The organism is Lacticaseibacillus huelsenbergensis (assembly GCF_029726355.1).
Taxonomy (GTDB): domain Bacteria; phylum Bacillota; class Bacilli; order Lactobacillales; family Lactobacillaceae; genus Lacticaseibacillus; species Lacticaseibacillus casei.
Genome location: NZ_CP120687.1, coordinates 2,601,738 through 2,616,771, shown reverse-complemented (window position 1 = coordinate 2,616,771; position 15,034 = coordinate 2,601,738). Strand labels below are relative to the sequence as shown.

General features: G+C 48.1%; 12 protein-coding genes. 4 read left to right on the top strand and 8 right to left on the bottom strand.

Annotated elements, in window-relative coordinates:
- Positions 1-51 precede the first annotated feature (51 nt).
- Positions 52-2,055, bottom strand: coding sequence for an acyltransferase family protein (locus tag LHUE1_RS12080; protein ID WP_213291539.1), 2,004 nt, complete (start codon positions 2,053-2,055; stop codon positions 52-54).
- A 40-nt stretch (positions 2,056-2,095) separates the two neighbouring features.
- Positions 2,096-3,382, bottom strand: a complete 1,287-nt coding sequence (obgE, locus tag LHUE1_RS12075) for a GTPase ObgE (RefSeq protein ID WP_277848238.1) — start codon at positions 3,380-3,382, stop codon at positions 2,096-2,098.
- 248 nt (positions 3,383-3,630) lie between these two features.
- Between obgE and LHUE1_RS12070 the strand changes: the two genes are divergently transcribed.
- The 3 genes from LHUE1_RS12070 to LHUE1_RS12060 are packed head-to-tail and all read left to right on the top strand — an operon-like array spanning position 3,631 to position 7,268.
- The gene (locus tag LHUE1_RS12070; protein ID WP_213291540.1) at positions 3,631-4,380 is read left to right on the top strand and encodes a DeoR/GlpR family DNA-binding transcription regulator; all 750 of its coding nucleotides are present in this window, start codon (positions 3,631-3,633) and stop codon (positions 4,378-4,380) included.
- Positions 4,377-5,291: a 1-phosphofructokinase gene (gene pfkB / locus LHUE1_RS12065; protein ID WP_049169762.1), complete on the top strand. Its 915-nt coding sequence runs from the start codon at positions 4,377-4,379 to the stop codon at positions 5,289-5,291. Before LHUE1_RS12070 ends, pfkB begins: the two co-directional genes overlap by 4 nt.
- Before the next feature lie 9 nt (positions 5,292-5,300).
- The gene (locus LHUE1_RS12060) at positions 5,301-7,268 is read left to right on the top strand and encodes a PTS fructose transporter subunit IIABC (RefSeq protein WP_049169761.1); all 1,968 of its coding nucleotides are present in this window, start codon (positions 5,301-5,303) and stop codon (positions 7,266-7,268) included.
- 110 nt (positions 7,269-7,378) lie between these two features.
- On the opposite strand, the gene uvrC is transcribed toward LHUE1_RS12060, so the two are convergent.
- The 3 genes from uvrC to LHUE1_RS12045 form a co-directional block, all read right to left on the bottom strand.
- On the bottom strand, positions 7,379-9,187 hold the full coding sequence (uvrC, locus tag LHUE1_RS12055) for an excinuclease ABC subunit UvrC (RefSeq protein ID WP_010488516.1): 1,809 nt from the start codon (positions 9,185-9,187) through the stop codon (positions 7,379-7,381).
- A 506-nt stretch (positions 9,188-9,693) separates the two neighbouring features.
- On the bottom strand, positions 9,694-10,440 hold the full coding sequence (locus LHUE1_RS12050; protein ID WP_010488519.1) for an amino acid ABC transporter ATP-binding protein: 747 nt from the start codon (positions 10,438-10,440) through the stop codon (positions 9,694-9,696).
- A complete protein-coding gene (locus LHUE1_RS12045; protein WP_049169760.1) occupies positions 10,430-11,887 on the bottom strand; it encodes an ABC transporter substrate-binding protein/permease in 1,458 nt (485 codons plus the stop codon). The genes LHUE1_RS12050 and LHUE1_RS12045 overlap by 11 nt, the downstream gene beginning before the upstream one ends.
- A gap of 414 nt (positions 11,888-12,301) precedes the next feature.
- Between LHUE1_RS12045 and LHUE1_RS12040 the strand changes: the two genes are divergently transcribed.
- Positions 12,302-12,463 carry an SPJ_0845 family protein gene (locus LHUE1_RS12040; protein WP_049169759.1) on the top strand — a complete coding sequence of 54 codons (162 nt, stop codon included), beginning with the start codon at positions 12,302-12,304 and terminating at the stop codon, positions 12,461-12,463.
- A 116-nt stretch (positions 12,464-12,579) separates the two neighbouring features.
- Here LHUE1_RS12040 and LHUE1_RS12035 read toward each other — a convergent pair whose 3' ends face one another.
- From LHUE1_RS12035 to clpX, 3 genes are all read right to left on the bottom strand, one after another.
- Positions 12,580-12,870 carry a nucleoside triphosphate pyrophosphohydrolase family protein gene (locus LHUE1_RS12035; RefSeq protein ID WP_010488525.1) on the bottom strand — a complete coding sequence of 97 codons (291 nt, stop codon included), beginning with the start codon at positions 12,868-12,870 and terminating at the stop codon, positions 12,580-12,582.
- On the bottom strand, positions 12,867-13,469 hold the full coding sequence (gene yihA, locus LHUE1_RS12030; RefSeq protein ID WP_049169758.1) for a ribosome biogenesis GTP-binding protein YihA/YsxC: 603 nt from the start codon (positions 13,467-13,469) through the stop codon (positions 12,867-12,869). Before yihA ends, LHUE1_RS12035 begins: the two co-directional genes overlap by 4 nt.
- Before the next feature lie 199 nt (positions 13,470-13,668).
- The gene (gene clpX, locus LHUE1_RS12025; RefSeq protein ID WP_010488530.1) at positions 13,669-14,919 is read right to left on the bottom strand and encodes an ATP-dependent Clp protease ATP-binding subunit ClpX; all 1,251 of its coding nucleotides are present in this window, start codon (positions 14,917-14,919) and stop codon (positions 13,669-13,671) included.
- Between the last annotated feature and the right edge of the window lie 115 nt (positions 14,920-15,034).

Genomic DNA, 15,034 nt, shown 5'->3' with positions numbered 1-15,034 from the left:
TCCAACCTCTTACCGGAACTCAGTTTAGTTGACGCCAGCTTCAATAAAATGTTAATCAGCTGACTGTTTGGTTTTATCCAAAATGGTCTTGGCAATAAACGCCGCATACTGCGGGTTACCTGTTGGATTCATGTGCACCATATCCTTGTAGAACCAATCAGGATGTCCATCAGATTTACGGAACCAGTCAATCACCGTCAGATTCTTATATTGCTTTTGCGCAGCGTCCAACCTGCCATTGACATCATTTTGCCATGCCCGCGTTGGCACCCGCACATTAATCCAGAAGACTTGCCGATCCGGACCAATCGCCTGCATCATCTGAGCAAGCTGTTCGTCGGAAAATGGGCCGTTGGTGCCTAAACCGATTAACACAACGTTCGCTAACACGCCTTTTTCCGCATAACTGCGAACCAGATCAATACTATTGATCATTTGCCGAGATACAGCCGCATCAATCACTGCTTTAGGGAAAATCTTCTGTAGGCCCTCTTGTCCGTCAAGCATGACTGAGTCGCCAATCGCGGTTAATCCCAGATCCTGGGCCCGTTGCAATTCGATTTGGGTTAAGCCATATTGTTCATACTCTTGGTTAACCGGATGGGCCTTGGCTTGCGAAGCATACTTCGACTCCTGTGCACGGGATCGCGATTTTTGTTCAGTTTTATTTTTGGCTTCTTTACGCTCTTCGGCTAAGCTAGAACGCATGGCTTCCAGACGCTTGGCCTTTTCCTTAGGCGATTCCGCGCGTTTCTTAAGTTGTTTGGCCAGCGGCGAGTCGTCGCCAACCGCCTTAGCTGATGGTGCCTTGGCTAAACCAACACTGCCAATCGCCAGAATGACCAACGCTGCATAGCTGATCCAACGCGCCTTGCCCATACGTTTCTTCGGATCGGCCAACCCCTTGATAAACGCCCAGGTTTTATGATAGTCAAAATGCGCCGCTGGCTGCTCAATCCACCGATACGAAGCCTCGGAGATCGCCACGATTAAGACGACTTCAATCACCGGATACAAAACCGGATGATCGGCAATGTTGCGGAAACGATTCTCCCAGAAAATCATGACTGGAAATTGGTAAAGGTACAAGCCATAACTGCGACTACCGATATAGCTAAACAATGGATTACTCAGCAGGCGATCAAAATGCGCCGCCGGATGGGCAACAACCGCAACCAGAATCGTCGTCAAAATGGAGAACAGCACCATGCCGCCTTCATAAAGAAAGCTGCTTTGGGCGTCAACCGTGAAGACCATGGCTAATAAACCAACGAAGCTCACCGTTCCCATTAAATCGAGACTAACCACCCACTTTCGCGGTAAATGCTCCGAAAGCCGACCGCTTGGCCAAATGAACGCTAAGGCGGCACCGAGCAAAATCGAAAACGCCCGTGTGTCGGTACCATAGTACAATCGGCTCGGATCAAAGGCAGCAGGTGACGTGTGCGCAACGGTCATCATATATAAGATGGCCATCCACGCGCCGCTGGCTGCCGCCAAAATCAAGACAATATTGGCAATCTGATGCCGGTTTTTAACTAATAGCAGCAAGCCTAAAACCAAAAATGGCCATACCAGATAATACTGCCCTTCGATTGAAAGCGTCCACAAATGCGTGAAAGGTGATTCGCCGTTAGCATAGCGCGCAAAATAAGACTGACCGTTCAAAATCTGCCACCAATTATAGACATAAAGTAAATTGGTCAACACCATCATATGCAGATTGTGCAGGAGATTTTGCGAAAAAAGCGTGATATAAGCTGCAGTTCCAAACAAAACGGTAATGAGTGCCGGATAAAGACGTTTAAATCGCCGAATGAAAAAACTCTTAAAATCAATTCGCCCATTGCGATTAAACTCGATCAATAAGCCATCCGTAATTAAATAACCGGACACAACCATGAAGATCGGGACACCTAGGTAACCACCCCGAAATAATTCGGGACGCAAATGATACAGGATAACACCAATGACACCAATTGTCCGTAAACCGTCAAATCCATGAATATACCGGCGCTTTCGTCTACGCGTCTGTTTCAATTGAGGCCCCACCATTCTTTAAAAAGATTACTGCTCTCAGCTAGTTCACTGGAGATTATTCAACAAATTCAAAGGTAAAATCATCAATCGCAACTAAATCGCCGCTTTGCGCACCTGCTTCGCGCAGCGCATCGTCAACACCCATACTCCGTAACTGCCGCGCAAACCGCATGACGCCATCTTCGTGATCAAGATTCGCCATCTTAAACGCGCGTTCCACTTTTTCACCGGTTAAAACAAAGGTGCCATCGCTATCCCGCGTCACCTTCAAGGCCGGTTCGGGAGCAAACTTGTAATCGGCGGTTTTAACGGTTTCCTGTTTCGGTTCAAATTGTGGTGCGGTTTTCAGCACTTGCGCGGTGCGATGCATTAACGGCATGACCCCGCGATGCGTCAGACTGGAAATTTCAAAAATATTGGCTGGGTCAATGCCACGCTTGAGCAAAGCTGCTTTAAACTCAGCAAATCTTTCATCTGCGCCTGGCAGATCCATTTTCGTCGCAACAATTAATTCCGGTCGCTTTAAGATATTCTCATCATAAGCACCTAGTTCGCGACGAATCTGGTCATAATCTTCCAGCGGCTCGCGGCCGTTTTCCGGATCCATTTCAACCAGATGCAACAGAACCCGCGTCCGCTCGACGTGCCGCAAGAACTGGATACCAAGGCCGACACCATGTGAGGCACCTTCAATTAAACCCGGCAGATCAGCCATGACAAAATCGGTGCCGTCGTCTAGCTGGACCATGCCAAGGTTTGGCACTAATGTCGTAAACTGGTACGCGGCAATCTTGGGCTTAGCCTGCGTGACCACCGACAATAAAGTTGACTTGCCGACTGACGGGAACCCAACCAGGCCGACATCAGCGAGGACTTTCAACTCCAATTTAATGAAGCGATGTTGTCCGGGTTCACCATTTTCGGCAATTTCCGGCGCAGTGTTTTTGGGTGACACAAAATGAATATTACCGCGCCCGCCACGACCGCCTTTGGCAACAAGCAGTTCCTGCCCCGGCTTCGTCAGGTCACCGAGGACTTCGCCGGTATCGGCATCGGTGACTGTGGTTCCTGCCGGTACGGCAATCCGCCGATCTTCAGCTGCCCGCCCATACATGGACTTACCCTGGCCATTGCCACCAGCTGGCGCTTTGAAGTGGCGTTGGTATCTGAAGTCCATCAAGGTTCGCAACCCTTCATCGACATATAAAATGATACTACCACCACGGCCACCATCACCTCCAGCCGGGCCGCCAAACGGCACGAATTTCTCACGCCGAAACGCGACCATGCCGTCACCGCCTTTGCCCGCCTGAACTTCTACTTGTACCTGATCGACAAACATTGGCGATCCCCTTTCTGAAAAAACATAATTTATAATTATACCCGTTAACCCGCCATCCGCATAGCAGATCGCATGTCTTTCTCATTTTACCACGTCAGACAGTAGGACAAGTACTTTAAGCACAACAAATGAAAAAAGTGCAAAGTCCCTTGAAACACGCCTGTTTTTGACCGTTGTGAATGTTTTTAACGGCTTTAGGTTGATTTTGAACGTTTCATCAGTATAATGAAGAGCGAGGTGAAACGAAAGTGCTTACAGAAGAACGGCGACAATACATTCTTAGCCAGTTACAACAGCATACTGTCGTCAAATCCAAAGCGTTAATGGCGGCTTTGGATGCGTCAGAATCAACCATTCGGCGAGATTTGGACGAACTTGAAGCAGCGGGCGAACTTAAACGGATTCACGGCGGTGCCAAACGAATTAACGGCCTTGGCGACGAACCCGATGTGGCCAGCAAGTCGACCCAAAATTTACGCGCCAAACAAGCTATTGCTCGCGCCGCAGCCCACCAAGTCGAACAGGATGATCTAGTTTTCCTGGATGCCGGGACAACGACAGCCCAACTCATCCCTTTTCTGGCTGACCTTGGGGTGACGGTGATCACGACCGGTGTTGATAATGCCTCTTTACTGGCGGATTATCAAATTCCGACATTGATGCTTGGTGGCATGGTTAAATCAGCAACCAAAGCGCTTATTGGCGCGACCACTGCAGAAGCACTTCATCATTATCGTTTCGATATCGCCTTTATCGGCACGAATGGTATTCACCCTGAGTTTGGGAACACCACACCTGATCCGGAAGAAGCCGTGATCAAGCGCTTGGCGATTCATCAAGCGCGTCAACCGATGATTCTTGCGGATCCAAGTAAATTCGAACAGGTCAGTTTCGTTAAATTTGCCGATATCGGCGACGTTACGATCTTAACCAGTTCACTGCAAGCACTACCAGCAGGTTACCACCGGTTTCAAAATATTAAGGAGGTTCATTCTTGATCTATTCAGTTACGCTCAACCCTTCGATTGACTATGTCATCGAATTACCACAGCTTGATCTCGGTGCTGTCAATCGTTTGACTCACGCGGTTAAGCTGCCAGGCGGTAAAGGCATTAATGTCAGTCGAATTCTTCAGACACTTGGCTTGCCGACAACTGCTTGGGGATTTCTCGGCGGATTCACCGGCACCTTTATTCAACAACAACTCGATGCCATCGCGATGCCTTGTGACTTCACGAAGATCAAAGGTGATACCCGAATTAACGTCAAACTCAAAGCTGAATCGGAAACCGAGCTCAACGCAAGCGGGCCAACCATTACCAATGATGAAATTGCCAACTTTAAAGCAAAACTAGCCAAACTCGCAGCCGGCGATGTCGTCGTGATGTCTGGCAGTTTGCCACAAGGGCTGCCGGCCACTTTTTATCGTGACTTAATTCCGGCCATCCACGAGCATCAAGCCGATTTTGTTATTGATACTACCGGCCAGGCACTGCTGGACACGCTTCCGGATCATCCACTGGTCGTCAAGCCCAATCACCATGAACTCGCAGCCTTATTCAACGACAAGCCGTATGCCGACAATGATGCCATTATTAAGGCTGGTCGCCGCTTATTGGATCAAGGGGCACAGCACGTTTTGATTTCGATGGCTGGTGCCGGGGCCCTGATGATTGAACGCGATCATGCTTGGCTCGGGACAGTTCCAAAGCAGCCGGCCGTCAACTCGGTCGGTGCCGGTGATAGTATGCTGGCAGGCTTTACCGGAACGTTTGCCCAAACCCATGACGCCTTGGAAAGTTTCAAGGTCGGTATCGCGTGCGGTTCTGCGACTGCCTTTTCCAAGGATCTTGCCACTGCCGATAAAATTGCTGCTGTTAAACAAACCATCAGCATCACTGAAGTTTAGGAGGACAAAATGGACATTCGTGACTTACTACTAAAAAATGTCATGATCATGGATCTCAAAGGAACCACCAAAGAGGCTGTGATCAATGAAATGGTCGACAAGTATCACGCAGAAGGCATTGTAACCGATGCCGACGAATATCGTCAGGATATTTTAAAACGTGAAGCTGAGTCCACCACTGGGATTGGTGAAGGCATTGCGATGCCTCACGCCAAAGACAGTGCCGTTACTCGAGCAACCGTGCTTTTTGCAAAAAGTGCCAAGGGTGTTGACTTTAACGCGCTCGATGGCCAGCCGGTACACTTATTCTTCATGATTGCCGCCCCTGAAGGCGCCAACAATGAACATCTTGCCGCTCTGGCTGCCCTATCTTCCCTTTTAATCAATCCAAAACTGGTAGCGGACTTGAAGCAAGCCAAAACACCGGACGAGGTACTGGATTTATTCGGCAAGGCTCAAGCCGAAAAAGTTGCTAAAGATAAAAAAGAGGCTGAAGCGGAAAAAGCACAGGAAGCTAAAGATGCTGCCGCTAAGCAAGCCGAATTCAAAGAAGAAAAGCGTAAAGAGCGACCATTTATCGTGGCTGTCACTGCCTGCCCGACCGGGATCGCCCACACGTACATGGCGGAGGCTGCGTTAAAAGAAACTGCGGAGAAGATGGGTGTCGATATTAAAGTCGAAACCAACGGCTCCGAAGGGATCAAGCATAAATTAACCGACAGCGATATCAACCGAGCAACCGGGGTCATCGTTGCTGCTGATAAAAAGGTCGAGATGGATCGGTTCAACGGTAAGAAGTTGCTGAACCGGCCTGTCATCGATGGCATCAAAAAGCCTGAAGAATTAATCGAAGAAACCCTTAAAGGTCAGGGGCAGGTCTTCCACGCAAGCGGTGCGAACACGCAAAGTTCTGATACTGAAGAAACTTCCGGCGGACTCTGGAATCGAATCTACAAAGACCTGATGAACGGTGTTTCCAACATGCTGCCATTCGTTGTCGGCGGCGGGATTATCATGGCGATCTCATTCATCCTTGAACAATGGCTGGGTAAGACTTCCATGTGGTTCACCTTCACTAATAATCTGGGGACATTTGCTTTTAGCTTCCTGGTCCCAGTACTAGCGGCGTATATCGCTGAATCTATCGGTGATCGACCGGCCTTGATGCCTGGGTTCGTTGGTGGTTATATGGCAACGGTCGCTTCCGCTTCAGTTGTGAAGGCCCAGAATCCGGCTGGTTTCTTAGGCGGTTTGGTTGCCGGGTTTGCTGCCGGCTGGATGATCGTCGGTCTGAAGAAAGCCTTGGCCAAAATGCCGAAGTCACTAGACGGCATGCGCACCATCCTGCTGTATCCCGTCATCGGTTTGGCCATTATGGGCCTGCTGATGTTCTTCATCATCAACCCGATTTTCGCCGCGATCAACGGTGCGTTAATCAGCTTCCTTGAAGGTATGGGAACCGGTAATGCCATTCTCATCGGTGTCATTTTGGCTGCCATGATGAGTATCGATATGGGCGGCCCGTTCAACAAGGCGGCTTACACGTTTGCCATCGGGGTTTATCAGGCATCTGGCTTTAAAGATGGCCGCTGGATGGCTGCTGTCATGATCGGCGGGATGATTCCACCGTTGGCCATTGCGGTTGCCTCCACCTTCTTTCCAAAGAAATTCACGTTGCAGGAACGCAATGCCGGCTTATCCAACTATGCACTTGGGTTGACCTTTATTACTGAAGGTGCGATCCCATTTGCCGCGACCGATCCCGTGCATATTATCGGTAGTTCCGTTGTTGGCTCCGCGATTGCCGGCGGTTTAACCCAGCTTTGGCACGTCAATGTTCCGGCACCGCACGGCGGCATTGTGGCCCTGCTGCTAACAAATCAGAAACTGGGGTTCGTCATGTCACTCATCATCGGGACTGTCATTGCCGCGTTAATTCTTGGCTTCTGGCGTCCGGTGGCTAAAGAGAATCAATGATTCGTTTTAGCGCAGGTTCAACCTGTACCATTAATTGATGCTCAAATAAAAAATCGCAGCGACAAACAAATCGCTGCGATTTTTTTGTATCCAATTTTTCTGAGTAAGACTTAAACCCGGCGCGCTGGCGTTGGATCAGCCGTTAACGAAAGCTTCAATGCCTGCGCAACGCGTTTGGAAATGCCCAGCTCCTGAATGTCTTCGATCGGCGCTTCTTTGATTTTGGTGATTGTTTTAAACTTACGCAACAACTTCAGGCGGGTCTTGGGACCAACACCCTTGATACCTTCCAGGCGCGATGCCAGTGAATTCTTGGCATGCAATTGACGGTGAAAAGAAATTGCAAACCGGTGAACCTCATCCTGGATGCGTTCTAGCAAGTAAAACCCTTGTGACTTCGGATCCAGATTAATCATTTGATCAGCATTGCCAAACAGAAGCGCTGCGGTTTTGTGCTTGTTATTCTTAACCATCCCGGCAACCGGAATATCAAGGTTCAATTCATTTTCTAAAACGTCCTTGGCAGCATTCATTTCAATTTCGCCGCCATCCATCAAAATTAAATCCGGCAGTGCCGCATGTTCCTTTAACAACCGGGTATATCGCCGCCGAATGACCTCACGCGTATTCGCCGCTTCGTCCGCACCATTATGAGTTTTGTCAGCATCCAACTTATATTTGCGATAGTTGTTCTTGGCTGGCTGTCCGTCAACAAATTGAACCATTGCAGAAACCGGATCGGCACCTTGAATATGACTGTGGTCAAAAGCTTCAACCACATGGCCCATTGGTAACTTTAACGCCGCCATCAATTCCTTCATAGCCCCGATTGTTGTGCGATTATCCAATTCCATTAAGCGAAACTTATCTTCGAGCTTGATTTGGCTGTTCTTCGCGGCTAATGCCATCAGATCACGTTTCTCGCCTCGTTGCGGGGTACGCACCGGAACACCTAAGATATCGGCAAGCACCTTATTATCCAGCCCTGCCGGCACCAAAACTTCATGCGGTTTGACATTATTTTTGCGACTATAAAACTGCAAAATGAAAGACTCGAACTCTTCTTTTGCCGTGTTAACGACCGGAAAAAGCCGCGATTCGCGCTTCATCAACCGCGCCTGACGAATGAAGAAGACCTGGATGCTAATCCAGCCTTTGTCCATATAGAAATTAAACAAATCACGCGTGGTATTGTCATTCGAAATAATCTTTTGCTTTTCAACGGTCTGTTCAATGTAATACAACTGGTCACGAATCTCCGCCGCCCGTTCGAACTGCAGATTTTTGGCTGCCCGCTCCATTTTTGCCGTCAGACTGGCCTTGGCTTTGCTGACGTTACCATTCAGGAAACGTTTGATCCGAGCAATCTGGTCGGCATATTCTTTTTCCGGTACAGTGCGAAAACATGCGCCCAGACACTGACCCATGTGATAATACAGACACGGCCGTCCTTGATACCCGTTGCACCGGCGTAATGGGTACACTTTTTGAATAAAGTGCATCGTTTCCTGCGCCGCATAAACATTGGGATACGGACCGAAGTAGTAGCCGCCATCTTTGCGAATCGTGCCGGTGATTTCAATTTTTGGATCGCGCTCGTGCGTAATCTTGATGTAAGGATAGCCAGTCCCCTTTTTGAGCTTGATGTTGTAATACGGCTGGTACTTTTGAATCAACGTGATTTCAAGCAAAAACGCTTCTTTATTCGTCGAGGTCACAATATAGTCAAAATCAGCCACCTGTGCCACCATCGCTGCTACTTTGCCATCATGTGAGCTCTTGAAGTAAGAGCGAACGCGATTCTTTAGATTTTTGGCCTTACCGACATAAATAATCTTCCCGTTAATATCTTTCATCTGGTAACTGCCGGGCAGATCCGGCAGCAACGATAATTTATGCTCAATGTGTGCTGATGCCATCGTAATCTCCTTATAAAACAAATGTTCGCTTAACATTATAAAGATTCTAAAATTAGATTGCAAGCGACGCACTTGCTGCGCATAGCTGCGATTGTAAAGACATCTTGGCAGTTGGCATCAAATGAGATTGAGCCACATTTCTAGTGACCTGTTCTTAACTCGCAGAGCTCCAAATGATTCAGAAAAGCTTAGGCAATGAGTCTCCTGCCGTGCCAAACTCCGCAATCTCCGGCCAGATGGTGCTGGCGACGCGAAGCTAGAGCGGAGACGGCGCTTTGAGCCAGAAAACCGCTGTCTTAAAGTCGCCTAACAACATCAGCGACAAAATCGGTCGCTGTGTTGTTTGCACGGCTGAGCCCCATCTGGCCTACGATTGCTCCGCTTTGGCACTAATAGATTGATTGACTTAACGAATTATTTTCAGGAACACAAAAAGCGAACACTCAAAGCATGTTCGCTTTTGGATTGTGAACTGGAGTTTCTTCTCAACTTCGACTGGGCAAAACTTATTGCGCCAAAATCTTGGACAGGAAATCCTGTGTCCGAGCTTCCTTGGGGTGTTCGAACAGTTCTTCAGGTGTGCCTTTTTCAAGAATTTTGCCGCCGTCCATGAACCATACTTGGTCAGCCACGCTGCGGGCAAAGCCCATTTCGTGGGTCACCACCACCATCGTCATGCCGGTTTTGGCAAGATCCTGCATAACCTTGAGCACCTCGCCGACCATTTCGGGATCCAATGCACTGGTCGGTTCGTCGAATAGCATGACATCCGGATGCATCGCCAGCGCCCGGGCAATGGCCACCCGCTGCTGTTGGCCGCCGGAAAGACTGGCTGGGTAGGCATCGGCTTTTTCACCCAAGCCAACTTGCTCCAGAAGTTCCTTGGCCGTTTTGGTTGCTTCTTCATCCGTCACGGTTTTGACTTTTAACGGCGCCAACTTGATATTTTCCAAAACCGTCATATTCGGGAAAAGGTTGAAGCTTTGGAACACCATGCCCATTTTTTCCCGGACGTTGTCAAGCTGCTTTTCGCTGAGATCAACCAAATTGGTGCCTTCAAACAGGATCTCGCCTTGTGTCGGCCGATTAAGCAGATTCAGGCTACGCAAAAAGGTACTTTTCCCGCCGCCGGATGCGCCGATCACAACAATCACATCACCTTGATTGATCGTTTCGCTAATGTCATTCAAAACCACATTGTCACCAAACTTCTTGGTCAGGTGGTTGATTTGAATTAAAGGTTTATGCTGCATGATTCATCTTCCTTTCAAAATGACTCAGGAGCTTGGACAACCCGAATGTCAGGACAAAGTAAAGGACCATGGCAACCAGAATTGGTTGAACCCCTTTGTACGTAGCGGTTTGAACCACTGTCAGCTGATAAATCAGGTCCGTGACCCCAATGATGGAGACAATGGAACTTTCTTTAATCAGCGAGATAAATTCATTCCCCAGCGCCGGCCAGATATTCTTGATGGCTTGCGGTAAAACAACACTCGTCATCGTTTGACGTTCGGATAACCCAAGCGAACGCGCTGCTTCGGTTTGGCCGACCGGAATGCTATCGATCCCGCTTCGGATAATCTCGGCCACATACGCAGCGGAATTAAGCGATACCGCGATAAGTCCGGCGACTAGTGCCGGAATGTCGATGAAAATCCCGATCCCGAAGTAGACAAACATGACCTGAATCATCAACGGCGTGCCTCGAACAAATTCGATGTAAGCAACCCCGATGAGATGTGGCAGGCGGTGTTTGCTCAACCGCAATAAGGCAAAAATCGTACCGAGCAAGACCCCGAAGAACGCCCCAATTGCACTGATGAGTAAGGTATACTCAACCCCTTTAAGGAAATAAGTCCAGTAGTGCAACATGCTCGTATCCTCGGTATTCGTCTTCATGTAACTGCCAGCGGTTTTAAGATATTGCGGAATCAGCTTTTTCTGTTTGATCTCCGCCAGACTTTTATTCACCGCTGCCACCAGCGAATCGGATCCTTTGGCAAACCCAATCGCCGTCCCCATCGTGTCACTGGAGAGATTAAAATGTCCGGGGATTTCGACAAGTGAATCGTCATTGGACGTATACGCCTGTGCAACCGCCCCTTCGGCCACAACGCCGGCCACTTTATGCGTCTTCAACGCCAAGATCAAATCGGTCACCTTCGTCAATCCCAGCGTCGTGCTTGATTTCATCTGGCTTTTAGCTAAGGTTTCTTGAAGACTTCCGTTTTGGACCCCGACTTTTTTATTGGCGAAGCTTTTGTGGTCCTTATAAATCTTGGCATCGGTTTTGTTGATGATAATATCCTGGCCCGATTTATAATACGTATTGGAAAAGTCAATCGACTTACGGCGGGCATTGGTTGGCGACATCGCAGCAAGCACCATATCAACCTTGCCCGACTGCAAGGCGACCAGCAATGAACTAAAATTCATCTGCTTAATCACCAGCTTGACGCCAAGATCTTTCGCAATTTTACGAGCAACCTCGACATCCATGCCGACAACCTGATTCTTACCATGTTTATTCACCAAAAACTCATAAGGTGCATAATCGGGGCTTGTCCCCATGACAATTGTGCCTTTTTGTTGAATCTTTGCCAGACTGTCATCAGCGTGAACGGTTTGCATATTTAAGGTCACAACCGCGGCAAAAACTGCGAACAAAGCGACTAACCAGCGTTTCAAATGATTCATAATACCCTCCTTGATTACAAGAACGTACTATACGCTAAAATTCATTTTTATGCAACTAATATTCATAATTTGATTTTCAGCAATTTACTTGGTAGATAATGGCATCCTTGACTGATACGGTAGCGACTATCAACTAAGCCACGTCTCTTTTTCTAAATGCATTCTCTGGGGCAGGAGTCTGCGTGCAAGGGACTCAAAGACTGGGGCCTGTGGCTTTCTTGCGCCAAAACGCGTTCGCAGGCCCAGAAACCTGCACATAAGGACCTCAGACCTAAATGGCCAAAGCCCAGCCATTTAGGTCTGAGGCCACTTACGCTCCGGTTTCTAACTGGGCCTGCTCACGCTCTAAAGCCGCGGACCTAGACGCTTCGGATTGTTGATGCTATACTTTCACCAAGGAAAGGGGTGGCGTGCATGGCACTTAAGATCAACACTCAAACCAACCTGAACGACATGTTCGATAAATTCGCAAGTTTGCCTGGCGATAAGGAACAGGCAACCGGGCCGGATCCGAAACATCAAGAGAAACTGGCTAAAAAAGCCCATAAAACCGACGAGAAAAAAGCAAAGGATTAACTTTGTGATTCAGTACGCTGTGTAAAAAATGGTGAACAACAAAAAAGATTCAAGCGCTGACCCTCGGCGCTTGAATCTTTTTTTATGCACACTTGATTGAAAACCCTAAATGAAGATTACTTCTTTGATTGCGGATACCGCTTTGCCAACGTCTTAATATTGTCGTTCGCGACATCATCAAAATCAATATCTGCCCATAAAGCAATCTGTGAAAGGTACCACAGCACATCGCCTAATTCATGTTTCAGCTCTTCTTTGTCCAGATCCTGACCTTGGAAAGTATACTTTTTAATCAAGTCAATGGCTTCACCGCTTTCACTTGCCAAGCCTAAAGACAAATTAGTCAAAACATGTTCGTTCCCAGCCAATGTGCGATTGGCTTTTTGTTGATACTCATTAAAATTCATTTCAAACTTCCCTCCACACCCGCTGTCTGCTCCAACCACGACCAAATGGCATCATAACCTTCACCTGTCACGGCCGAAAACGGAATTACCACATCCGTTTGGTTCAAGTCCATGCGTTTGGTAATTTGCTTAACCACATGCAGCCGTTTGCTTTTAGGCGTTTTATCGATTTTGGTCGCCACAACCAGTGTTTTAATTTGATAGTACTTTAAGTATTGATACATGCTGATGTCGTCGGCTGTCGGATCATGCCGGCTATCCACCAGCAACACGGCACCATGCAGCGGCTGCCGTGTTGTCAGGTACGTCTCGATCATCGCAGCAAACTTCGCCCGTGCCGCTTTACTGACCTTAGCATAGCCATAGCCAGGAACGTCAACAAAAAAAAGCCGACTATCAAGGTCATAAAAATTAAGCGTCTGGGTTTTCCCAGGCACGCTAGAAGTTCGCGCCATGGCTTTGCGCTTGATCAGTCTATTAATGAGTGAAGACTTTCCAACATTGCTCCGTCCGAGAAAGGCAATCTCCGGACGACCATCTGTAGGATATTGCGCAGCTGCCACTGCACTGATTGTCAGTTTGACATCATGGACGTCCATCTTGAATGGCCTCCTTTTCTTGTTATCACTTTAATCGACGCAAATACGCCGTTGCCTTCAATAGTTTAGCATACTTTGCAGGCACTCGCCTCACCGATCGGCAGGATAAAGATAAGCAGGCGTGCCACTAAGTGATGCGCTACAAACGCAAAAAAGCACCAGGCTGTTGCACCTGATGCTTCCTCATGCCTATCTATTATTAAGATGCTTCGCGGCCCTTGGTTAAAACCAATTGTGGCTTAGCTTTGCCTTCAACGGCTGCCTTGGTAACAACCACCTTATCCACATCGCTGCGGCTTGGCAGATCAAACATGGTATCCTGCATAATGGCTTCCATGATCGACCGCAATCCACGCGCACCGGTGTCACGGACAATTGCCTGATGAGCAATGGCCTTCAGCGCGTTAGGTGTGAATTCCAGATCGGTATCATCCAGACTCAACAGTTTTTGATACTGCTTAACCAATGCATTCTTAGGTTCCGTCAAAATGCGAACCAAGTCATTCTCGTTAAGTTTCTCCAAAGCTGCCAGAATCGGGATACGGCCAATGAATTCAGGAATAATCCCAAACTGCATCAAGTCTTCTGGAATAATCTGCTGCATCAAGGATTTATCCGGATCAACCTGATTGTTGGAGTCCGTGCCAAAGCCGATGGTCTTCTCCCCGATTCGATTCTTCACGATACTTTCAATGCCGTCAAAAGCACCACCAACAATAAAGAGGATATTGGTCGTATCGATTTGAATGAATTCCTGCTGGGGATGCTTACGCCCACCCTGCGGCGGAACATTGGCAATGGTACCTTCCAAAATCTTTAGAAGTGCCTGTTGAACGCCTTCACCTGAGACATCCCGGGTAATTGAAACGTTCTCGGCCTTTTTGGCGATCTTATCGATTTCGTCAATGTAGACGATCCCTTTTTCTGCCCGTTCAACGTCGTAATCGGCATTTTGCAACAATTTAAGCAAAATGTTCTCGACATCTTCACCGACATAACCGGCTTCGGTCAACGTTGTCGCATCCGCGATGGCAAACGGCACGTTGAGAATCTTGGCCAATGTCTGTGCCAGGAACGTCTTCCCTGAACCGGTTGGCCCGATCAGCGCAATGTTGCTCTTTTGGAGTTCGGTATCGTCTTTCGTTGCCGTCTGCATCTGATTAACCCGCTTGTAGTGGTTATAAACGGCAACCGAGAGCGCCTTCTTGGCAGCATCCTGACCGATAACATAGTCGTTAAGGGTCTTCATGATCTCAATTGGCTTCGGTACTTCTAGCAGATTTTGATAGGCTTCTTCTTTAAATTCTTCGTCAATGATCTCTTTGCAGAGGTCAATACATTCATTACAAATATAAACCCCAGGGCCAGCAACGATTTTCTTCACTTGATCCTGTGACTTGCCGCAAAAAGAGCAAGTAACCGGACCCGTTGTTTCAACGTTGTCAAACATCTGATTCAACCCTTTCTTGTTACCTTTATTCTACCAGAACCGTCAAGTACCGACTAGCAACGACACAGTTCGGCTTTGTCAACAAAAATGCTTGCTAGATGCGTGCCTCAAGACG

Bases quoted from the DNA above. Each gene is read 5' to 3' on its own strand.
- LHUE1_RS12080 (WP_213291539.1), bottom strand. From the start codon at position 2,055: ATGGTGGGGCCTCAATTGAAACAGACGCGTAGACGAAAGCGCCGGTAT.
- obgE (WP_277848238.1), bottom strand. From the start codon at position 3,382: ATGTTTGTCGATCAGGTACAAGTAGAAGTTCAGGCGGGCAAAGGCGGT.
- LHUE1_RS12060 (WP_049169761.1), top strand. From the start codon at position 5,301: ATGGACATTCGTGACTTACTACTAAAAAATGTCATGATCATGGATCTC.
- uvrC (WP_010488516.1), bottom strand. From the start codon at position 9,187: ATGGCATCAGCACACATTGAGCATAAATTATCGTTGCTGCCGGATCTG.
- LHUE1_RS12050 (WP_010488519.1), bottom strand. From the start codon at position 10,440: ATGCAGCATAAACCTTTAATTCAAATCAACCACCTGACCAAGAAGTTT.
- LHUE1_RS12045 (WP_049169760.1), bottom strand. From the start codon at position 11,887: ATGAATCATTTGAAACGCTGGTTAGTCGCTTTGTTCGCAGTTTTTGCC.
- LHUE1_RS12040 (WP_049169759.1), top strand. From the start codon at position 12,302: ATGGCACTTAAGATCAACACTCAAACCAACCTGAACGACATGTTCGAT.
- LHUE1_RS12035 (WP_010488525.1), bottom strand. From the start codon at position 12,870: ATGAATTTTAATGAGTATCAACAAAAAGCCAATCGCACATTGGCTGGG.
- yihA (WP_049169758.1), bottom strand. From the start codon at position 13,469: ATGGACGTCCATGATGTCAAACTGACAATCAGTGCAGTGGCAGCTGCG.
- clpX (WP_010488530.1), bottom strand. From the start codon at position 14,919: ATGTTTGACAACGTTGAAACAACGGGTCCGGTTACTTGCTCTTTTTGC.